Origin of the sequence: Desulfofundulus sp. TPOSR, from assembly GCF_011393055.1 — a bacterium.
Taxonomy (GTDB): Bacteria; Bacillota; Desulfotomaculia; order Desulfotomaculales; family Desulfovirgulaceae; genus Desulfofundulus; species Desulfofundulus kuznetsovii.
This window is the reverse complement of the sequence record NZ_JAAOEF010000001.1, coordinates 1128662-1149535: the sequence shown is the minus strand read 5'-3', so window position 1 is coordinate 1149535 and position 20874 is coordinate 1128662. Positions and strand designations below refer to the sequence as shown.

Below are 20874 nucleotides of genomic sequence, written 5' to 3'. Positions count from 1 at the left end.
CAGGGTAAAAGCATCGTGCAAAAATTTTTTGCAGAGGGAAGGCCGGGTTCGTATGTGCAGATTAGACAAGTGTGAAATTTCAGGAAGCGGCACTGCCGGAGCTGGTATGGTTTTTGCAAAACTCGATTATCCGGCAGCATATTGAAGGAGGGTGAACAGTGGAGCGTTACTTATCCAATTACGATGAACAGGTAACCCCGCGTTTAAAATGGATAACCGATGCCCAGCTGGAGCAGATCCACTACGCATCGCTGGAAGTCTTGGAGAGAACAGGGATCATTGTTCAAAACCAGGAGGCACTGGCCCTGCTTAAAGCCGCGGGCTGCCGCGTCCGGGAAGACAGGGTGTGGATACCCGCCTGGCTGGTGGAGGAATGCCTGCGTCTGGCCCCCAAGCGGATTGTCGTGGCCAACAGGCTGGGGAAACGGGTCATGCCCCTGGAAAAGAACCGCGTTTACTACGGAACGGGGTCGGATCTCCCCTTTACCATCGACATGAATACGGGGGAACGCAGGGTGTCCACTAAAAAGGACGTGGAAGAGGCGGCAAAGGTTATGGATTGCCTGCCGAACTACGACTTCATCATGAGCTATGCCATTGCCACCGATACGGAGTCCTGCGTCAGCGACCTGCACCAGTTTGAAGCGATGACCGTCAACAGCAGCAAGCCGATCATCTTCACCGCCCACAATGCCGCCAACACCGAAGCCATCATTGAAATGGCGGCGGCCTGCGTCGGCGGGGAGGACAACCTGCGGAAGAACCCCTACATCATCCTTTACTCGGAACCCATCTCCCCGCTCGTCCACACCCATGACGGAGTGGGGAAGATGTTCAAGTGTTTCGACTACGACATTCCCGTTGTTTACACCCCCGGCGTCCTGGCGGGAGCCACCACCCCCGTTACCAAGGCGGGTTGCGTTACTCTAATGAACGCCGAGGGGCTGGCCGGGGTGGTCATGGCCCAGCTCTACAAGAAAGGGGCACCCATCATCATCGGCGGTGGCGCAACCCCGATGGACATGAAGTACTCCACCACCCTTTACGGCGCCCCCGAAACCTCCATGAACTACGCCGTCATGACGCAGCTGGCCCAGTTCTACGGTTTGCCCAACTTCACCGAAGCCGGCTGTGTCAATGCCCCGCTGCCCGATGTTCAGGCCGGGGTGGAAGCGGCCATGAGCATCATGATGACCCAGCTCGAGGGTTGCAACCTGGTGCACGATGTCGGCTACCTGGAGGGCGGAAAAACGGGGTACCTCCCCTTCCTGGCCATCTGCGACGACATCATCGACATGGCCCGCTACACCGGAGCCGGTACCAAAACTTCTCCCGAACACCTGGCGGTTGACTGCATCGATGAGGTGGGTCCCGGAGGAAATTACATGGCTCACGACCACACCTTCAAGTATTTCCGTGAGGAAATCTGGTCACCGCGCTTCTTCATCAGGTACCGCTGGGAGCAGTGGGCCGCCAAAGGGAAGGAAACCCCGCTGGACCTGGCCACCAGGAAGGTCAGGGAGATTCTGGCGGAGCACCGGGCGGCGGCTCTACCCGACGGGGCGGTGGAAGCCATGAAGGCCGTCATCAAGCGTAGAGAAACCGAGTGCAAAGGTTAGGAGATGGGCACATGCTTTACGCAAGCAGGCACGGACGGGGAATGGCGTTTAGAACACTGTCTGTCAAGCAAATCCAGGAGATTCACAGCGCCAGCTGCCGCATCCTCAACGAGGTCGGCGTGGTGGTTCACCACGACGAGGCGGCAGAACTCCTCAAAAAGGCGGGGGCTTACACCGACGGCAGCGGCCGTACCTACCTTCCCGACTCCCTTGTGGAGTGGGCCATCCGGACGGCTCCTTCCAGGATCACCGTTTACAACCGGCTCGGCTCGCCGGCCATGTGGCTGGAGGGCTCCAACGTGTACTTCGGCACCGGGTCCGACACCCTGTATTACATCGATCCCTTCAGCGGGGAGAGGAGACCCTGGACCAGGGATGACGTGGCCGCGGCGGTGCGGGTCGTTGATGCCCTACCCCAGATCGATTTCGTCATGTCCATGGGCATGCCGGGCGATGTGGACAAGCGCATGAACAACCGCGTCCAGTACGCCCTGATGATCAAGAACAGCATCAAGCCCCAGGTGGTGATCGCCGAAGACAGCGACACCCTGGCCGACATCATTGAAATGGCCGCGGCGGCGGTGGGGGGCAGGGAAAAGCTCAGGCACCAGCCCATCTTCGCCCTTTACTGCGAGCCCACTTCGCCTCTCCAGCTGCCCTACGAGTCGGTGGGCAAGCTGTTGCTGGCGGCCGAGCACAGGGTTCCCGTGAACTTTGCCTGCGGGGCACTGGCCGGGGCGTCCACGCCCGTGACGGTGGCCGGGACGGTGACCCAGGCCAACGCCGAGGCCCTGTGCGGGCTGGTCGTCCACCAGCTCAAGAACCCGGGGGCGCCGTTCCTGTATGGGTACGGGAACTCGCCGCTGGACATGCGCACCATGCAGGCGGTCTACGCCGTGCCGGAGGCTCTGCTGCTCCAGGGGTGCCTCTGCGACCTGGCCCGCTACTACGCGCTGCCGTCCTGGGGTTACGCCGGCTGCAGCAGCTCAAAGGTATTTGACGAACAGGCCGTGGTGGAGGGGACCATGTTCACCCTCACCGGCGCCCTGCAGGGCTGCAACCTGATGCACGACGTCTTTTACATCGAATCGGGTCGCACCGGATCCCTGGAACTGCTGGTGCTGACCAACGAGGTGATTTCCCGCGTGAGGTATTTCCTGCGCGGGGTGGACACCAGCCCGGAATACCTGGCCGTCGAGGCAATCAAACGGGTGGGGCCGGGAGGGAACTTCCTGGCCGACGACCACACCGCCGACCATTTCCGGGAAGGCTGGCAGCCCGACATTTCCGATTTCAACGGTTACGAAGCCTGGGCGGCCGCCGGCGCCAAGACGGCGGGGCAGCGGATCCGGGAGAAGATCAGGAAGATTCTGGATACCCACCAGCCCCAGCCGCTGGCACCCGATGTGGAAAAGAAAATTGACGATATTGTGCTCAAGGCACAGGAAAGGTTCGGCGCCTAGAAGATAAAAAGGACAACCAAGAATTGACTCAGGAGGGTTTGGAAAAATGAGTAAATACCAGGAGCTGGCCCAGCTGGTAATCGATGGTGATATTCAACGGGTGGAGGCAATGACCAAAAAACTCCTTGATGCGGGTGAAGATCCCCTGGAGATCATCAACGAAGGGCTGATCGCCGGCATAAATGAAGTGGGCATCCGTTTCCGGGACGGGGAGATGTTCGTCCCCGAGATGATGCGGTCGGCCAGGGCCATGAAAGCGGGCATGGAAGTCCTGAAACCCGCCATTGCCGGAGCCGATATTCCCACCGCGGGCAAAGTGGTCATCGGCACGGTAAAGGGCGACCTGCACGATATCGGGAAAAACCTGGTCATCATGATGCTGGAGAGCAGCGGGTTCAATGTGGTCGATCTGGGCATTGACGTGCCCGTAGATAAGTTTGTCAGGGCGGTGAAGGAGCACAGCCCGCAGGTCCTGGGGCTGTCGGCCCTGTTGACCACCACCATGCCCGTCATGGGGGAGGTCATCTCGGCCCTGGATAAAGAAAACCTGCGTGGGAGCGTTAAGGTGATCGTCGGCGGGGCGCCCGTTTCTCAGGAATTTGCCGATGAGATCGGGGCTGACGGCTATGCGCCCGACGCGGCTTCCGCAGCGGAGCTGTGCAAGCAGCTCGTGAATTAACGTCAAGACCCGCTTCCTATATATTTGCCGGTCCCTTTTTCGTGTACAGCCCTGTGCCCGGCTCAAGTGCGCCCGGCACGGCCTGTGCCCGCAACGGGGCCGGCCTTGTTTTTACCGGATCCCCGGCCTGATAGAGAAACCTAAGCAGCGGTTCCTCCAGAAAACCCCGTCCGTAGCATACGCCGGTGGCCCCGGCGCCGGTGTCCACCCCCTGGGAAACGCCCATTTCCTGGGCTTTTTTGATCATTTTCGCCTGGCGCCGCCAGTTGGGGGTGATGTCCTCGATTTTCCGGCCCGTATTGTACCATACTTTGATAAGCGTAGTTTAACGCATTTCTGGACTGCCGGGCAACACTATGAAGGATTTTAAGGGGTGAGGGAGAAGGGATATGCGGAGGCCGGGCGTACTTTCTGGATGCCCAGGGCCTTTTCCAGGTCGATGGCGTGTTCCTGTTCCACCACCACAATGTTTCTAATCTTTTGTGCCGAGTCATACAGGTAAAGGGCTTCCAGCTGTTCAATGCGCTGTAAATAGCGGCGGATGGCGTCATATTCGGCCTGCAGGTCCTGGCGCAGCATTTCCACATTGTTCAATGAGGTGAGCCTGGTGGCCACTTCCACTGTGGGTATGCCGCCCAGATATTGAATCAGGTCGCTGATAATTACGGCGTGCTCATGTTCCTGCTGGGCATGTTCCAGCAATTCCTGAATAACGTACGTATACTCGGGGCCGGTGAGCATGCTGGCATGCTGGATGTACTGGATCATGGCCGCATACTCCCAGGACAGGTCCAGGTTTAAACCGCTGATGATTTGATCCAGTTGTTGCTGGCTGGCCAAAGGTATCACTCCTTTCCATTTCTGTTATATGTTATGAATCCGTCTTTTTTCCGGTTACGCCTGGAATGGATAAAAGCCTGCGGGAATAAAGCCAGCCGGGAAAAGTATGCCGGTTCCGTGTCCGGGGTGAAATTTTCGCCGGGAAGCGGTGCCAACCTGGCTGTGGACGGTGGCATGACCCGGAATATCAATGCCGGTATTTGCGCAATGGATTTGTTATGTTTCTGCATTTTTGCCGGTAATAAGAGGGGGAATGAATGAGTGAAATATCTTGTAAGCGCATGTCTGGCCGGGCATTCCTGCTCCTACGATGGATTGCCCCGGACCTGTGCGGTTGTGGAAAAGCTGGTCAGGGAAGGCCGGGCAGTACCGGTATGCCCGGAGTGCCTGGGCGGGTTGCCCGTACCGCGTCCGGCCTCGGAAATACAGGGCGGTACGGGAGTGGACGTGCTGGAGGGGCGGGCGCGGGTGGTCAACTGTAAGGGGGGCGATGTTACCGGGGCCTTTATCCGGGGAGCCCGGGCTACCCTGGAGATCGCCAGGAAGCACGGCATACAGGCTGCCATTTTAAAGGCCCGGAGTCCTTCCTGCGGGTATGGCCGTATTTACGACGGGTCGTTTAAAGGGAAAGTCAAAGCAGGTCATGGCGTGACTGCGGCATTACTGGTGGAATCGGGTTTTCAAATATTTACAGAGGAAGATGTGGAAAAGGAATGGCCGGCGTACGGGGCGGGCTGCCGGGAGAAAATATAATCGTATGACTAATTTTACCTGGAGGATAACCATGGCTGGTATACAGCCCGGAGAGCAAGTCGTACTTGAGGTGGAAAACCTCAGCCACAGCGGCGAGGGAGTGGGCCGCTGGCAGGGGCGGGTGGTATTTGTGCCCCTGGCCGTGCCCGGCGACCGGGTGCGGGTAACGGTGGTGGAGGTTAAGAAAAAATACCTGCGGGCCCGGCTGGAAGAAGTGCTGGTCCCCGGCCCCGCACGCTGCCGCCCCCGCTGCCCTTCTTTTGCCCGTTGCGGCGGCTGTCACGTCCAGCACCTGCCTTACGACTACCAGTTGCAGTACAAAACCAGGCTGGTACGGGACAGCCTGGAGCGCATCGGCAGGTTAACCGGGGTAAAAGTTTTGCCCATTCTGGGAATGGACAACCCCTGGCACTACCGTAACAAGGTAAGGTTTCACGTGGCATACCGGGAAGGGAGGCTGGCCCTGGGCCTTTATGCCCCCGGTTCCCACGTCCTGGGACACTGGATGGCACGGGATGCCGTATGTCACATCCTGGACGGGGAACTGAATAACCTGGCCCTCAGGATTGAGTGTTTATTGAATAAATACCGGGAGAGCCTCCTGGACGGCTTCAAAACCCTCCTGTCTTATGTAACTTTGCGCAAAGCCGTGGCGACGGGAGAAACCATGGTGGTGCTGGCCACCACCAAAGACCGCTGGCCCCGGCAGGAGGAACTGGCCGGCGAGCTGGCCGGCACCGGCCGGGTAACGACGGTCGTCCAGCAAACGGCCGTCCTCCCGGGCAGGGAGCCTGACGATGGACGGACAAGGACCCTTTACGGCAGGGGATACATCACCGACCGCCTGGGCGACCTCGTCTTCCGGATTTCCGCCGCTTCCTTCTACCAGGTCAACCCCGTACAGACCCGGGCTCTGTATGAAAAGGTCAGGGAGTACGCCGGCCTTACGGGGATGGAGAATGTGGTGGACGCCTACTGCGGCGTGGGTACCATTGCCCTTTTCCTGGCCCGGCAGGCCCGGGAAGTGCTGGGTGTGGAGGTGTCCCCCCGGGCCGTGGCCGATGCCCGGCAAAATGCCCGGCTCAACAACCTGAACAACGTCTCCTTTGTCCGGGGAGCGGTGGAAAAACTCCTGCCCCGGCTCTTTGACCGGGGCGACGGTCCCGATGTGCTGGTCCTGGATCCTCCCCGGCGGGGATGCCACCGGTCTGTCCTGGAAGCCCTGGCCCGTTACCCGGTGCCGCGGGTGGTCTACGTTTCCTGTGACCCGGGGACCCTGGCCCGGGACCTGGGCTTCCTGGCCGGGCACGGCTACCGGGTGGTGGAAGTCCAGCCGGTGGATATGTTCCCCCAGACCTACCATGTGGAGTGTTGTTGTTTGCTGACCAGTATTTAGGCTATAGCGAACGACCGGGCAGATGGAATGCGTGCGGTGATGCATCTACTCTGTTCTTTTTGGAGAGAGGTGATGGCGATTTGAAATGGCATAAGTCTAAAATACTGGCAGTTTTGCTTGTTACCTTAATGCTGCTGGCGGTTGGTTGTTCCGGGGGCGCTCCGGATAACGGCCAAATTCAGGATGCGGGCGGTAAAGTGCAAAAGCCGCCCGCCCAAAGCCAGTCCGTTTCCCCCGTTGAACCGGGTGAAAAGAAGGTGCCCGCCGGGCTGTTGGCCGCCACCGTAACCCGGGTGGTGGACGGGGATACCCTGGTCGTGCGCCTTAAGGACGGGAAAAGCGAGACGGTGCGCCTGATCGGCGTGAACACTCCCGAGTCAACCAGGGAGGTGGAGCCCTACGGTAAAGAAGCCTCCGCCTACACCAGGAGCCGTTTGGACGGCCGGCGCATCTGGCTGGAGAGGGATGTGCAGGAAAGGGACCATTACGGGCGCATCCTGGCCTATGCCTGGCTTGAACCGCCAGCGGGGGATAAGCCGGGGGAAGACGCCGTGCGCAGCCGCATGTTCAACGCCGAACTGCTGCTCAAAGGCTATGCCCAGGTGATGACGGTCCCGCCCAATGTGAAATACGCGGACTTTTTTGTGCGGCTTCAGCGGGAAGCCCGGGAAAAGAAGCGGGGCCTGTGGGGCCTGGAGGTTAAGGATAGGGAGCCCTATTACATCGGCAATGCCCGCAGCAAGAAATTCCACCGCCCTGACTGCGAATACGGCCGGCAGACGGCTCCGGACAACCGGGTGAGGTTTGCCACCAGGGAAAAGGCCCTGGACGCGGGATACGAGCCCTGCAATGCCTGCAAGCCGTAGAAAAATTCCTGCACCTGGAAGCCCGGGCATGGAAGGAGTTACGGGTTATCAGGGCGAACGTATAAAAAATAAAAATTTTATGGTAAATGTTCAGTAGAACCGCTCTGTTAACTACAAAGGCACGGCGTTATCCGGAGCGAACGATTTTGCGGAGCGCCGGTAACAGCACCCGGTGAAGCGAGGTTGCCGGCTCGGCTCTCGAGGACGCCAACGAAACCAGGCGAGGGAAATGTGGAAGAACCACATCGGGTAGAAAAAGTGAAACAGCATAAAAACAGTATCGATGGCAATCCGCAGAGAGCCAGAGCCGGCCCGAAGCGAACCGCGGTGCTGTCGGCGCGGAGCACATGAGTGAGCGGGATAACGCCGTGCCATAAGCGGGTTGTCTGAACATTTACCTTTTATGAAAAAGGGAGGATTTTATATGAAGATCCTGGCGATTAATGGCAGCCACCGTAAGGGGAAGAACACTGCCGTCATGTTGCAGGCGGTTCTGGACGAAGCCGCCAGGGCCGGCGCGGAGACGGAACTGGTGGAACTTACCGATTACAACATCAAGCCCTGTCTGGCCTGCAACCGTTGCCTGGGCAAAACGGAATGTTCCATCAAAGACGATGACATGGGCGTGCTGGCCGAGAAAATGCTGGCGGCCGACGGGATTGTACTCGGTTCCCCGGTGTACTGGGCCAATGTGACCGGCCTGATGAAAAATTTTATCGACCGTACCCGCTGGATGCACATGGCCAGGAACCTGCTTTACGGCAAGGTGGGGGGAGCGGTTACCCATGCCGGTCTGCGGAACGGGGGGCAGGAGCACGCCCTGGCCATCATGGAACGTTTTCTGGTTGCCCAGGGGCTTATTCTGGTCGATACCCGCGACCAGGAAAGCGGCATTTGCAACGGTGGAGCCATGGGAACCATGTTTAACAATCTGGAGGAAGGCAAGATTTCCTGGAAACGGGGCGTGCACGAGGATTTGCTGGCCCTGGAGGAATGCCGCCGTTTGGGGCGCAATATGGTGGAGATGATTAAACGTCTTGGACGGGCTTAAGAAAACCTGGAACGTCGCGCGCTATGGCCGTGCGCCAGGCCCTTCAGGTAACAAAGAAAAAACCGGCCATCCTTTCGGCTGACCGGTTGAAAGAATGACTTGCGAAAAGGACGGTTGCGTCCTTTTAGAAAATGATTACCAGTATGCCGGCAATGAATACCAGCACGCCCAGGAAGGCTATAATTATACCGAGTATCAACTCGACGGTGGGATTGAAACGCTTGGTTTCAACATCCGGCATGTGTAATTCCTCCTTTTTCTAGTTTTGTTTTTATACTATGTTTTTCCTCAGACAAATGTTACCAGTAGGGGCTTATTATGCAAAAAATAGACATCCCCCGGGAATCGGGGGATGTTTTAACCTTATTTGAACCTTGTCTCTAACATTGCTCCTGCTTGGCAAAAACTTTCCCGCAGCGGCAGCCGTAAGTGACCAGGTGGCAGTTCCGGCGCTCCTGGACGCTTAATATGCGTACCCTGCTGGAGAGGCCGTACAGTTTTTCGCCGCACTGGGGGCAGACCGTACCGGTGACATATTTGCGCGCCCGCACCACCGAGTAACCCGGCGTACGGGTGGCCTCCACCACGTAGTCGGGAAAAGAGAACCTGGAGATGCGGTAGCGATCCAGCACCGCCCGGATGGTCTTAAGCATGGTGTTCCGGGCGCGTCCGGTCTGGCTGGTGAGAAAAACGTGGATGGCGGTTTGGATCACCTGCTGGTCTTCCGTGCTGGGGAAGGGATAGATTTTTGCCGGCATCTTACACACACCTGCTCTTTATGTTTCTTTATGTTCCGGTTTTCAGGACAGGCCGGGTTGTCCACTTTTGGGTTAAAAAATTTTTACCCGGAGTTCCTGCCTCACCAGATTATTATTTCCAATTTAGTGCCCGCAAATAACCCGTTCGGAGCCGGGGTCGGCGCGGCGGGCCTGCTCCAGTACCTGCCGTACTGCTTCTATGTGCCGGCAGCGGAAGCCCGGGTCGAGGCGGGAGCGGAAACGAAAAGTGCAGCATGTGCAGCTTTCGGGCGTGGTGGTTAGTTCAATCCGGCAATCCACTTCAACCACGTGGGCTACCCGGGGGGAAACAAAGTAGACGACCAGGTCGTTGACCAGAAACGGGGTTTTGACTATCTTCGCGGCCATGGGAATTCTCCTTAACATGTACAAAATAAATGGGCGGTACCGCCTGTCTCGCCTGTTATTATAAAACATAAATTGGCCGTGAGCAGGGATTATTCCTGCCTCAAATTTAAACGATTTAAATATTATATTGTAGAAATAAGTAGGATAATACCTATCCCTGCACCCGCCGGAAAATCACATAAGAGTATATCGCACTTATTGCCGCGGCGCCAATGATCGCCCCCACACCCAGCACAAAGTTGGTGGGGGCAGGGAGGAAGGCCGCCACCACGGCCACCAGCCCGGCCAGGACAAAAACCGGGCCCGCGAAACGGTGGGTGCGCCGCCAGACTTCTTCGCTGGCCAGGGTCCAGGGTGTGCGGATGCCGAAAAAGTAATTGAACCGTACCCGGGTTAGATAGTTCCCGGTGATGACCAAAAAAACGCCCAGGGCCAGGGGGGTAAACCGGCTGACCAGATCCGCCGGCCCTCCCAGGGCTACGGCCAGGATCATGGCGTGGAGCGCGGCAAAAAAGAAGACCAGCCCCAGGCGCACCGCCCGGTAAGCTTCCGGGAAACGGAGGTAATTGTTTCGTTTGGGATCAATGTAAGGGGCGAAGAGCATGCCCAGATAAATTCCCCCGGTAAGCAGGGGCAGGGCGAAGGCCCCCCAGAACCGGGAGAAATAGGAGTCTATCTCCCCCCGCAGGTTCCAGTGTGCCGGCACCAGCTCCGGCAGGTGCGGGTAGCTTGCCGCGCCGGCAATAAACATCGCCAGCAGCACGGCCAGGGCCGGCCAATCACCGACCACCATCTTACGGTCGACACGGTAATTATTTTCCATTGTCCAACTCCTCCCTTCCTTTGTAGCGGTTCCGGCCGGTAAGGGAACTTAACATCTCAAATACCCAGCCGGTAACATCCTGGAAAACGGTAGTGTTTAGCGAATAGACGACAAATTGTCCCCTTTTCTCATCTGCTACCAGGCCGGCCTCTTTGAGGATATGCAGGTGGTGGGAGATGGTGGGCCGGGAAAGGGAAAAGGCGCGGGCAATCTCGCCGGCGGTCATGTCTCCCCGGGCCAGGAGGCGGAGGATTTCCCGCCGCGTGTCGTCTCCCAGTGCCTTGAAGACCATGCTCAGTCCCATGGTAATCACGTCCTTCCGGACATTTCGAAGATTATCAAATTAACCTCATTATATTATTTAGTTTGGTTCCTTGTCAAGTTGATAATGGTGTTCTATACTTGTCTAAATAGTTATGATGTAGCAGGCCCGGTAACTACAGGTTTACTTTTGTTGATGCCGGGGCTTCAAGCCAGTTTTTGCCCCACAAAAAAAGGCCTGCGGTATGCAGGCTCGAAAGATTTTGGAACGACCATGTTTTTAAACAAACTTACTCTCGAATAATTCCATGGCTGCGGCCAATGACCACTTCCTTACCGTGCTGGTTGCGGCATACCGTTTCCATGGACACCCTTGTATAACTCTCCTTTCCTTAACGAACAGCAGGAAAGGTCAAACGAAATCAAAGAAACCCATAACTGTACCAAAGGGCCTGCCGGCAGGGGCAGGCCCTTATAGCCATTCCGGGGTTAGCCGTCCTTTGCCGCCAGGGCCCGGAAAAGCAACCGGTAAACCTCCGGCGCCAGGGCCACCAGGCTGTAAGGGCGGTGAGACATCACCCAGCAGGTGGCCACCTCGTCCATGGTTCCGAAAATCATCTGCCGGGCCAGGCGCACGTCCAGGTCGGCCCGGAACTCCCCGGTTTCGATGCCACGGGAGACAACCCCCTCGATGAGCCGGGAATAAGCCCTCAGGGGTTCGGTTATGCCCTGGCGAATGGTGGGGTCCGACTGCCGCAGTTGTATTTGCATTACCGTGGCCAGGTGGCGGTCCGCCTCCAGCCTGGTGAAATGCAGCTCGATCAGGCGGGCCAGCTGCTCCGCGGCCCCGGCACAGGCTTGCAGTTCCCGCTTTACCGCCGCAATAAACTCGCCCATCTTCACCTTGAACAGGGAAATGAGCACATCTTCCTTGTTGCGGAAGTAAAGGTAGATGGTGCCGTCGGCCACCCCCGCCTCCCGGGCGATTTTGGAAACCTGGGCGTTATGGTAGCCGTTTTCGGCAATCACCTTTACCGCCGCTTCAATAATAGCCCTGTACTTGTCGCCGCTTCTCCTGGCCACGTGTAAACTCCTTTCCCGTACTGGGGAATATTATACCACATATTTTTCCGCTGTGAGTACCCGGTCGGCAATCTGCCGGCGCAGGCCGATCAGGTCCACCGGCTGGTGTTTGCACATCCGCTTGACGATGGAGAGCTGGGTCTGCCGCATATCCCCTTCGAACAGGAAGCACATGGCCTCCCGGGCCCACTTTTCCAGCAGGGGGTAGGTGTCGTGCACGTAGGCCTGGGCCAGGAGAAGCTTTTTATCCGCCTGACCGTTTCCGTGCGCTTTTAACACCCGCACAATAGCGCTTTCCATGGCGTAGATGACAATAGCCAGGTCAGCCAAAATCCCCATGATTTCTTGCTGCTGGGCCAGCTTATCCATGTATTTTTCCACCGCTTGACCGCCAATGAAGAGGAAGAGCTTTTTGGCCATGGCCAGCATTTGCCGCTCGGCAGCCAGGGGCTTGCCGTCGTCTTCGGGCAGGGTGGCCCGCAGGTTTAAAATTTCCCGGGCAAGGGCCCTGGCAGCGCCGAGGAAATTGAGCTGTCCCTTCATGGCCCGGCGGGCGATAGTGGCCGGAATGAGCAACCGGTTGACCTCGTTGGTGCCCTCAAAGATGCGGTTGATGCGCGAGTCGCGGTAGAACCGCTCGGCGGGGTATTCCTGAATATAGCCGTAGCCGCCGTAAATTTGCACCATCTCGTCCACCACGTAGTCCAGCACCTCGGAGGCCAGTACCTTGGCAATGGAGCATTCGATGGCATACTCACTAATAGCCTCTACAGCGGCAGGGCCTTCTTTTTTATCCGCCAGGGCCTCTTCTAGCATACCGGCTATGCGGTAAATGACGCTTTCGACGGCATAGGTCCTGGCTGCCATCATGGCCAGCTTGTGCTGGATGAGGCCGAACCGGGCAATGGGCTGGCCAAACTGTACCCGCTGCAGGGCGTACTTGGCTGCGTGCTCCAGGGCCAGCTTGCAGGAGCCCACGCAGGCCGCGCCCAGCTTGAAGCGGCCGATGTTGAGGGCGTTGAAAGCAATGAGGTGCCCCTTGCCAATTTCGCCCAGGACGTTCTCCACCGGTACCCTGGCATCTTCAAAGATGAGGCTGCGGGTGGAGGAACCCTTAATACCCATTTTCTTTTCTTCCTGGCCCAGGGAGAATCCCGGAGTATTCCGCTCGACGATGAAGCCGGTAAACTTATCCCCGTCTACCTTGGCATAGGTAATATACACGTCGGCAATGCCGCCGTTGGTGATGAACATCTTTTCGCCGTTTAAGAGGTAGTGCTTGCCGTCGGGCGAAAGGACGGCCCTGGTGCGGATGGAGAGGGCGTCGGAACCGGCGTTGGGCTCAGTGAGGGCATAGGCGGCAATAGCCTCACCGCTGGCCAGCCGCGGCAGGTATTTTTTCTTTTGCTCTTCGTTGCCGAAAAGAAGGATGGGCATGGTGCCGATGCCCGTGTGGGCGCTGTGGGTAACGGCAAAGGACCCGCCTGCCACCACGTTTTCGGCAATGAGGCACGAGGCTACTTTCCCCAGGTCTGCGCCGCCGTATTCCTCGGGGATGTCTGCGGAGAGCAGGCCCAATTCGCCCGCCTTTTGCATGAGCTCCCGCATGAGCCCTTCGGGCTGGTTCTCCAGTTCCTCGGCTTTAGGGGCCAGCTCGTTGACCGCGAAGTCGGCCACCGTGCTTTGAATCATGCGGTGCTCATCGGTAAAATCCTCGGGGGTAAACACATCCTGGGGGTCAATGTCCTCCAAGAGAAAAGCGCCGCCTTTTTGAAGCATGAGAATAACCTCCTTAGTCTTGAACTTATTTAACATGGGGCTTCACGTTCTCTCAAACACTCCTGCTGCTCCCATGCCCCCGCCAATGCACATGCTCACCACGCCGTAGCGGGCCTGCCGGCGCTGCATCTCGTAGAGCAGGGTGGTGGTCAGCTTGGCCCCGGTGCAGCCCAGGGGATGGCCCAGGGCGATGGCGCCGCCGTTGACGTTGATTCTGGCCGGGTCCAGCTCCAGAATCCTGATGCAGGCCAGGGCCTGGGAAGCAAAGGCTTCGTTCAGCTCAAAGAGGTCAATCTGATCTTTGGTCAGCCCGGCCAGTTTAAGCGCCTTGGGAATGGCTACGGTGGGGCCGATGCCCATGATTTCCGGCGGGCAGCCCCCCACGGCGTAGGCCCGGAAAACGGCCAGGGGCTTTAACCCCAGGGACGCCGCTTTGCGCCCGCTCATCAGCACCACGCAGGCCGCTCCGTCGCTGGTCTGGGAGGAATTGCCCGCCGTGACCGTTCCCCCCACCTTGAAAGCGGGCCTTAACCGGGCCAGGGCCTCCATGCTGGTGTCGGGGCGGACGCCCTCGTCGGTGTCGAAGACAAAGCTGTTTTCCACCAGTTTCCCGTTCTGCCGGATCCTCTCGGTGACCGTCAGGGGTACGATTTCGTCCTTGAACTTCCCCGCGTTTATGGCGGCGATGGCCTTTCGGTGGCTGGCCAGGGCAAAGGCGTCCTGGTCTTCCCGGCTGATGTTATAGCGCTCGGCCACATTTTCGGCGGTGTAGCCCATGCCCATGTAGACTTCGGGCATCCGTTCCATCAGGTCCGGGTCGGGCATGGTTTTATTGCCGCCCATAGGCACCAGGCTCATGCTCTCCACGCCCCCGGCCACATAAACTTCGGCGAAACCGGCCATGATCCGGGTGGCGGCGATGGCTATGGCTTCCAGGCCGGAGGAGCAGTAGCGGTTCACCGTGGCTCCCGGGACGCTGTCCGGCAGTCCGGCCTTCAGGACTATGTTGCGGGTGACGTTCATCCCCTGCTCGGCCTCGGGAAAGGCGCAACCGAAAATTACGTCGTCTATCTCCGCCGGATCCAGCCCGGGTACCCGGGCCAGGGCTTCTTTCAGCACCGCTTCTGCCATGTCCTCGGGGCGGGTGTTCCTCAATTTTCCCCGGGGGGCCTTGCCCACCGCCGTGCGCACGGCGCTGACAATTACGGCTTCCTGCATTTCCGAGATCCCTCCGTTCTCAGTACAGATTGGCTGAAGGCGGTCGTCTTTCGCATGATTTAATTCCGCAGGGGCTTGTTGGTGGCCAGCATATGGCGGATCCGTTCGATGGTTTTGGGTTCGCCTAAAAGGCTCAGGAAGGCCTCCCTTTCCAGGTCCAAAAGATCCTGCTCGGTGATGGGAGTGCCGGGGGTTACGCCGCCGCCGGTAAGCACGCAGGCAATTTTTTTGGCGATCCTGGCATCATGTTCGGTGATCTGGTTGCCCCAGCGCAGGGTCTCGATGGCCAGCTGCAGGGCGGCGTAGCCGGCGGTGCCCACGGCCGGGATGGTGGCCGGGCGGGGAGGACGGAAACCCCGGCGGGCCATTTCCAGCACCAGGTTCTTGGCATCGCCGATAACCCGGTCCCGGTTGGTGGTGATGCGGTCGGTGGGGCGCAGGTAACCCAGCTTGACGGCCTCCGGGCCGCTGGTGGATACCCTGGCCATGGCAATGGTTTCAAAGGCCCGGTTAATCAGGGGCTGGACCGTGTTGATGCCTCCCACCTTGATCTGGGTTTCGGGAGTCTGCCGTTCCATGGCCCGCAGGACCATTTCCTTGCACCCGCCGCCTGCCGGCAGCAGGCCCACGCCCACCTCCACCAGGCCCATGTAGGTTTCTGCGTGGGCGTTGACCCGGTGGCAGTGCAGGCAGACCTCGCAGCCCCCGCCCACGGCCATGCTGTGGGGCGCGGCCACCACCGGTTTGGAGCAGAACTTCAACTTCATGTTGGCCTGTTGAAACTCCCGGATCATCAGGTCCAGTTCGTCCCATTCCTCGTCTTCCGCTTCCATTAAAATGAGCATCAGGTTGGCGCCCACGGAGAAGTGGCGACCGTAATTGCCTATGACCAGGCCCTCGTAATTTTGTTCCACTTCCTTCACGGCATAGTTAATCATTTGAACAATGTCGCCGCCGATGGCATTGGCCCTGGAATGAAACTCCAGGCAGAGTACCCCGTCGCCCAGGTCAATTAAACTGGCGCCGGAATTGGACTTGACTACCCGGTTCTGCTCCTTCAGGGGGGCGAGGAAAATGACCCCTTCCGGGATGTGCTCCTGCCTGCTTTCCCTGGTGCGCCAGTCGAAGATGTAACGGATGCCTTCCCTCTTTTCATAGAAAGAGGTCCGGTCCGCTGCCAGCAGTTCCTCCACCACGGGCGGCACGGGTTCCCCTTCGGCTTTCAGCCTTTCCACCATGCGCGGCACGCCGATGGCGTCCCACAGCTCAAAGGGGCCCAGGTCCCAGTTGAAGCCCCATTTCATGGCTTCGTCCACGGACTGGATGTCGCCGGCAATTTCGGGCAGCTTGCTGGCCGCGTACACCAGCACTTCCTTGGTAATGCGCCAGGCAAATTGCGCCCCCTTGTCCTTGCCGAAAAGCAGCGCCTGGAGCTGTTTGTCGGGGCTGCCGGCGGTCCTGGCCATTTCCAGGGAGGGGAACCGGGCCTTTTGCCTGGGGCGGTATTCCAGGGTCTTGTAGTCCAGGGCATAGATCTCGGTTCCGGCAGCGCCCTTCACTTTTTTGTAAAAGCCCTGGCCGGTTTTATCCCCCAGCCAGCCCCTGGCCACCATTTCCTTTAAGAAGTCGGGAACGGTAAAGGTTTTCTTTTCCGCCGGGTCGTCCACGGCCTCATACATGTTCCGGGCCACATGGGCCAGCACGTCCAGTCCGACCATGTCCAGGGTGCGGAAGGAGGCGCTTTTCGGCCGCAGCAGGGCCCGGCCGGTGAGGGCGTCCACCTCCTCCACCGTGAGGCCGGTGTCCAGCATGGCCCGGATGGTGGCGCACATGCCGTAGACGCCTATGCGGTTGGCAATAAAGTTGGGGGTGTCCTTGCAGATTACCACGCCCTTGCCCAGCACCCGTTCACCGAAATCCTTCATGAAGTCCACGATTTCCGGCAGGGTGTCCCGGGCCGGGATGATCTCTAAAAGGCGCATGTAGCGGGGAGGGTTGAAGAAGTGGGTGCCCAGAAAGTGCTGCCTGAATTCCAGCTGGCGGCCTTCCACCATCTTGTTGATGGAAAGGCCCGAGGTATTGGAACTGACGATGGTGCCCGGCCGGCGGTATTTCTCCACCCGGGCCAGGAGGTTTTGCTTGATGTCCAGCCGTTCCACCACCACTTCGATGATCCAGTCCACTTCGGCCAGCCTGTCCAGGTGGTCCTCCAGGTTGCCCGGGGTAATGAGCTCCGCGTTTTCCGGCAGGTAGAGGGGGGCCGGTTTGGCCTTCACCAGTTGTTCAATGGCCTTTGTCGCCAGGCGGTTGCGTACCCGGGGGTGTTCCAGGGTCAGGCCCTGTTTGGCTTCCTCCGGGGTGAGTTCCCGGGGTACGATGTCGAGCAGGTAAGTAGGGATGCCTGCGTTGGCCAGGTGTCCGGCTATGGCCGCGCCCATCACGCCGGCGCCCAGCACGGCAGCTTTCCTGATCCTGCGCCGCATAACCTCGCCTCCTTTTTGAAATGAGTGAGCATTCAGTCATATAAAGAATATTCTATTTTTTCTTGCCGGTCAAGGGGTTTTTACAAAAAGGGGAAAAGGGGAACACTTATGATAATCATTTTGTCCGGCGGGTCCAACACGGGTACCGGGGCAAAATTTTGTACCCGGGCAGGATTTTCCTCCACATATACAGAAAATGTTGCCCGGGGAGGGATTTTATTGGAACTGATGGCCATTTTTACAACGGCTTTTGTGGTGGGACTTTCCGGTGCCATGATGCCCGGGCCTCTTCTCACGGTGACCATCGGGGAAAGCGCCCGGCGGGGGTTTGCGGCCGGCCCCCTGATTGTGCTGGGCCATGCCCTGCTGGAGGGGACGCTGGTCATTGCCCTGTCCCTGGGCCTGGCTTCCCTGCTCACCGCTCCCGTGGTGGGCAGGAGCATTGCCGTGGTGGGGGGGATTTTTTTAATCTACCTGGGCTGGGGCATGGCCCGGGATGCCTGGTTGGGCCGGGTGGTGCTGAACGTGGGCTGCGGGCAGCCGGTTCAGGCAGGTCCGGCGCCGCCGGGAGGCGGTTCCAACCCCGCCTCTCGAAAGGCCGGCCCCCTGCCCGCCGGGAGGATGCACCCCGTGCTGGCGGGGGTTCTGGTCAGCCTGTCCAACCCCTACTGGACGCTGTGGTGGGCCACGGTGGGTTTGGGTTACATAGTCCTCTCCTTAAAGCAGGGAACCGCCGGGCTGGTGAGTTTCTTTGGCGGCCATATTTTATCGGACCTGGCCTGGTACGGCCTGGTGGCGGCGGCGGTGGCCGGCGGCCGGCGCTTTTTAACCCCGTCCATTTACCGGGGCATCCTGGTGTCCTGCGGCGCCTTCCTGGTTTTTTTGGGTGCTTCCTTCATCTACATGGGTGCTGTGGGGCGCATGGCGATATAATTTTTATTGCACCTGGTGGAATCCGCGGTTAAGCGAGGTGGTTGAAATGCCCGTAGTCTACGGCGGCATCTGCCCCCACCCCCCGGTCATGGTCCCCGAAGTGGGCGGGGCGGAGGCGGACAAGGTCATTTCCACCCGGCAGGCCATGCTGGAACTCGGCCGCCGGGTGAAGGAAAGCGGGGCCGATACGCTGGTGGTGATTTCCCCTCACGGCCCGGTTTTCCGGGACGGTATCGCCATCCTGGCGGCTCAAGAGGTGCGGGGTGACCTGGGCCGGTTTGGCGCCCGCCGGGTAAGCTTCAAGGTGGAAAACGACCCGGCCCTGGTGCGGGAAATAGCGGCCCGGGCCGGGGAACCGGGCATAACCGTCCTGCAGGTGGATGAAAAAACGGCCCGGCGCTACGGCCTGGACCTGGAACTGGACCACGGGACCATGGTGCCCCTTTACTTCCTGCGCGCGGCGGGTGTGAACCTGCCCCTGGTGCCGGTGGCCATGGGGCTTTTGCCTTACCGCCAGCTCTACGCCTTCGGCATGGCCGTGGCCGGGGCGGCGGAAAAGCTAGGCAAAAAGGTGGCCGTCCTGGCCAGCGGCGACCTGTCCCACCGCCTGACCCCGGACGCGCCGGCCGGTTACGATCCCCGGGGCCAGGAGTTCGACCGGGAAATCGCCCGCCTGGTGGCGGCAGGAGACATCGAGGGAATTTTGAACCTGGACGCCGGGCTGGTGGAGCGGGCCGGGGAATGCGGCCTGCGGCCCATTATCATGGCCTTCGGCGCCTTTGACGGGCTGGCCGTAGAGGCGGAGGTTCTTTCCTACGAAGGGCCTTTCGGCGTGGGTTACATGGTGGCCTCCCTTGCTCCCGGAGAACCGGATCCCCGGAGGCGGCTTTGGGAAAAACTAAACGCGGCGGAACAAAAGGCCCGGGAAGAACGTCTACGTAATGAAAGCTTTCTCGTGCGGGTGGCCCGGCGCTCCCTGGAAAACTACTTTGCCGGCCGGTCCCGGCTTTACGACGATACGGGCATCCCGCCCGAGTTTGCCCGCCGGGCCGGTGCCTTTGTGTCCCTCCACAAGCACGGCCAGCTGCGGGGGTGCATCGGGACCGTTACGCCCCAGTACAAGCACATCGTGGAAGAGGTGGCCATGAACGCCATCAGCGCCGCCGTGCGGGACCCCCGGTTTTACCCGGTTACGGAAGATGAACTGCCGGAGCTGGAAATCTCCGTGGACGTGCTCCAGGAGCCGGAACCGGTGGAGAGCATGGCCGGCCTGGATCCCAAAAAATACGGCGTCATTGTGCAGGCGGGCGGCCGGCAGGGGCTGCTCCTGCCCGACCTGGAGGGTGTAGACACGGCCGAGCAGCAGGTGGCCATCGCCCGGCGGAAGGCGGGCATCGGCCCCCATGAGCCCGTCAAGCTCATGCGCTTTGAAGTGAAAAGGTATCACTGAAGGTGGGGTACGGGGGGGAATTATGCGTGCAGGAGGCGCTTTTTTACGAAAAAGGGGACCGCGGCCGCACTTTTTGCCGCCTCTGCCCCAGGCTCTGCAGCATCAGGGACGGCCATACCGGCTTTTGCCGGGTACGGAAAAACCAGCAGGGCATCCTTTACACCCTCAATTACGGTCGGGTTTCCTCTTACGCCCTGGACCCCATTGAAAAAAAGCCCCTTTACCACTTCTACCCGGGCAGCGACATCCTTTCCCTGGGCAGCGTGGGCTGCAACCTGCGCTGCGGCTTCTGCCAGAACTGGCAGATTGCCCACGCCGACCCCCATACCCTCTATTTGAGCCCGGCCCAGGCCGTGGCCGCGGCCAGGGAGCAAATCGCCCGGGGCTACCCCAACGTGGGCCTGGCCTATACCTATAACGAGCCTTTCATGTGGTACGAGTACGTTTACGATACGGCCCGCCTGGCCCGCCAGGAGGGTTTGAAGAACGTACTGGTTACCAACGGATACGTCAACGAAGAACCCCTGCGGCAGATCCTGCCCTACATCGACGCCATGAATATTGATGTGAAGGGCTTTACCGATGAATATTACCGCGGGACGTGCGCCGGCCACCTGGAACCGGTGCTGCGTGCGGTGGAGATCGCCCACGGGCACTGCCACGTGGAGCTGACCACCCTGCTGGTTCCCGGCTTAAACGATTCGGAAGAGGAGATACGCCGCCTGGTGGACTGGGTGGCCGGGCTCGACCCGGATATACCCCTGCACTTTTCCCGCTATTTCCCCAATTACAAGTTTGACCTGCCGCCCACGCCCCTGGAGACTTTGCAAAAAGCCCGGGAGATAGCCCTCGAAAAGCTCCGCTACGTCTACATCGGCAACGCCCCGGAGCTGAACGGCGGCGACACCTTCTGCCCGGCCTGCGGCGAAACCCTCATCCGCCGCACCGGCTACAGGGTGCAGGTGCGTGGACTGGAAGGGAACCGCTGCCGTTGCTGCGGGGCGGAAGTGAAGTTGGTGGTGTGAGATGAGG

Annotated in this window: 20 protein-coding genes; 10 read left to right on the top strand and 10 right to left on the bottom strand. The window is 59.5% G+C overall.

Features of this window, described 5'->3' with window-relative positions:
- The first annotated feature begins 158 nt into the window (after positions 1 to 158).
- Genes G7K71_RS05675 through G7K71_RS05665 form a run of 3 tightly spaced genes read left to right on the top strand, consistent with a single transcriptional unit; the run spans position 159 to position 3761 of the window.
- Positions 159 to 1619, top strand: a complete 1461-nt coding sequence (locus G7K71_RS05675; protein WP_166344120.1) for a trimethylamine methyltransferase family protein — start codon at positions 159 to 161, stop codon at positions 1617 to 1619.
- A gap of 41 nt (positions 1620 to 1660) precedes the next feature.
- Positions 1661 to 3082 (top strand): trimethylamine methyltransferase family protein, encoded by a 1422-nt coding sequence (locus tag G7K71_RS05670; RefSeq protein WP_243174577.1) that lies wholly within the window; start codon positions 1661 to 1663, stop codon positions 3080 to 3082.
- 46 nt (positions 3083 to 3128) lie between these two features.
- Positions 3129 to 3761 carry a corrinoid protein gene (locus G7K71_RS05665; protein WP_166344116.1) on the top strand — a complete coding sequence of 211 codons (633 nt, stop codon included), beginning with the start codon at positions 3129 to 3131 and terminating at the stop codon, positions 3759 to 3761.
- 16 nt (positions 3762 to 3777) lie between these two features.
- On the opposite strand, the gene G7K71_RS05660 is transcribed toward G7K71_RS05665, so the two are convergent.
- Both G7K71_RS05660 and G7K71_RS05655 read right to left on the bottom strand, forming a co-directional pair.
- The gene (locus G7K71_RS05660; protein ID WP_166344114.1) at positions 3778 to 4008 is read right to left on the bottom strand and encodes a hypothetical protein; all 231 of its coding nucleotides are present in this window, start codon (positions 4006 to 4008) and stop codon (positions 3778 to 3780) included.
- 119 nt (positions 4009 to 4127) lie between these two features.
- Positions 4128 to 4610: a ferritin-like domain-containing protein gene (locus tag G7K71_RS05655; RefSeq protein ID WP_313884894.1), complete on the bottom strand. Its 483-nt coding sequence runs from the start codon at positions 4608 to 4610 to the stop codon at positions 4128 to 4130.
- Positions 4611 to 4862: 252 nt separating this feature from the next.
- Between G7K71_RS05655 and G7K71_RS05650 the strand changes: the two genes are divergently transcribed.
- From G7K71_RS05650 to G7K71_RS05635, 4 genes are all read left to right on the top strand, one after another.
- Positions 4863 to 5354, top strand: a complete 492-nt coding sequence (locus G7K71_RS05650) for a DUF523 domain-containing protein (protein WP_166344110.1) — start codon at positions 4863 to 4865, stop codon at positions 5352 to 5354.
- A gap of 31 nt (positions 5355 to 5385) precedes the next feature.
- Positions 5386 to 6750: a 23S rRNA (uracil(1939)-C(5))-methyltransferase RlmD gene (gene rlmD / locus G7K71_RS05645; protein WP_166344108.1), complete on the top strand. Its 1365-nt coding sequence runs from the start codon at positions 5386 to 5388 to the stop codon at positions 6748 to 6750.
- An 80-nt stretch (positions 6751 to 6830) separates the two neighbouring features.
- The gene (locus G7K71_RS05640; protein WP_243174576.1) at positions 6831 to 7616 is read left to right on the top strand and encodes a thermonuclease family protein; all 786 of its coding nucleotides are present in this window, start codon (positions 6831 to 6833) and stop codon (positions 7614 to 7616) included.
- Between the two features lie 424 nt (positions 7617 to 8040).
- Positions 8041 to 8667 carry a flavodoxin family protein gene (locus tag G7K71_RS05635; RefSeq protein WP_013821397.1) on the top strand — a complete coding sequence of 209 codons (627 nt, stop codon included), beginning with the start codon at positions 8041 to 8043 and terminating at the stop codon, positions 8665 to 8667.
- A 380-nt stretch (positions 8668 to 9047) separates the two neighbouring features.
- Here the strand turns inward: G7K71_RS05635 and G7K71_RS05630 are convergent, their stop codons facing one another.
- From G7K71_RS05630 to G7K71_RS05595, 8 genes are all read right to left on the bottom strand, one after another.
- The gene (locus G7K71_RS05630) at positions 9048 to 9425 is read right to left on the bottom strand and encodes a hypothetical protein (RefSeq protein WP_166344106.1); all 378 of its coding nucleotides are present in this window, start codon (positions 9423 to 9425) and stop codon (positions 9048 to 9050) included.
- 123 nt (positions 9426 to 9548) lie between these two features.
- Positions 9549 to 9812, bottom strand: coding sequence for a hypothetical protein (locus G7K71_RS05625; RefSeq protein WP_013821400.1), 264 nt, complete (start codon positions 9810 to 9812; stop codon positions 9549 to 9551).
- A 151-nt stretch (positions 9813 to 9963) separates the two neighbouring features.
- The gene (locus tag G7K71_RS05620) at positions 9964 to 10635 is read right to left on the bottom strand and encodes an SdpI family protein (protein ID WP_166344104.1); all 672 of its coding nucleotides are present in this window, start codon (positions 10633 to 10635) and stop codon (positions 9964 to 9966) included.
- The gene (locus tag G7K71_RS05615) at positions 10625 to 10939 is read right to left on the bottom strand and encodes an autorepressor SdpR family transcription factor (protein WP_114679211.1); all 315 of its coding nucleotides are present in this window, start codon (positions 10937 to 10939) and stop codon (positions 10625 to 10627) included. The genes G7K71_RS05620 and G7K71_RS05615 overlap by 11 nt, the downstream gene beginning before the upstream one ends.
- Positions 10940 to 11385: 446 nt before the next feature.
- On the bottom strand, positions 11386 to 11979 hold the full coding sequence (locus G7K71_RS05610) for a TetR/AcrR family transcriptional regulator (protein WP_013821402.1): 594 nt from the start codon (positions 11977 to 11979) through the stop codon (positions 11386 to 11388).
- Between the two features lie 30 nt (positions 11980 to 12009).
- Positions 12010 to 13758, bottom strand: coding sequence for an acyl-CoA dehydrogenase family protein (locus tag G7K71_RS05605; RefSeq protein WP_166344102.1), 1749 nt, complete (start codon positions 13756 to 13758; stop codon positions 12010 to 12012).
- A gap of 42 nt (positions 13759 to 13800) precedes the next feature.
- Complete coding sequence (locus G7K71_RS05600; protein ID WP_166344100.1) at positions 13801 to 14976, bottom strand: acetyl-CoA C-acyltransferase; 1176 nt, start codon at positions 14974 to 14976, stop codon at positions 13801 to 13803.
- A gap of 59 nt (positions 14977 to 15035) precedes the next feature.
- A complete protein-coding gene (locus G7K71_RS05595) occupies positions 15036 to 17459 on the bottom strand; it encodes a 3-hydroxyacyl-CoA dehydrogenase/enoyl-CoA hydratase family protein (protein ID WP_166344098.1) in 2424 nt (807 codons plus the stop codon).
- A 108-nt stretch (positions 17460 to 17567) separates the two neighbouring features.
- On the opposite strand from G7K71_RS05595, the gene G7K71_RS05590 reads away from it, so the two are divergent.
- The 3 genes from G7K71_RS05590 to amrS are packed head-to-tail and all read left to right on the top strand — an operon-like array spanning position 17568 to position 20867.
- A complete protein-coding gene (locus tag G7K71_RS05590; protein WP_313884893.1) occupies positions 17568 to 18392 on the top strand; it encodes a LysE family transporter in 825 nt (274 codons plus the stop codon).
- A 46-nt stretch (positions 18393 to 18438) separates the two neighbouring features.
- Positions 18439 to 19842 carry an AmmeMemoRadiSam system protein A gene (gene amrA / locus G7K71_RS05585; RefSeq protein ID WP_166344096.1) on the top strand — a complete coding sequence of 468 codons (1404 nt, stop codon included), beginning with the start codon at positions 18439 to 18441 and terminating at the stop codon, positions 19840 to 19842.
- A 26-nt stretch (positions 19843 to 19868) separates the two neighbouring features.
- The gene (gene amrS / locus G7K71_RS05580; RefSeq protein WP_166344094.1) at positions 19869 to 20867 is read left to right on the top strand and encodes an AmmeMemoRadiSam system radical SAM enzyme; all 999 of its coding nucleotides are present in this window, start codon (positions 19869 to 19871) and stop codon (positions 20865 to 20867) included.
- Positions 20868 to 20874: the final 7 nt, after the last annotated feature.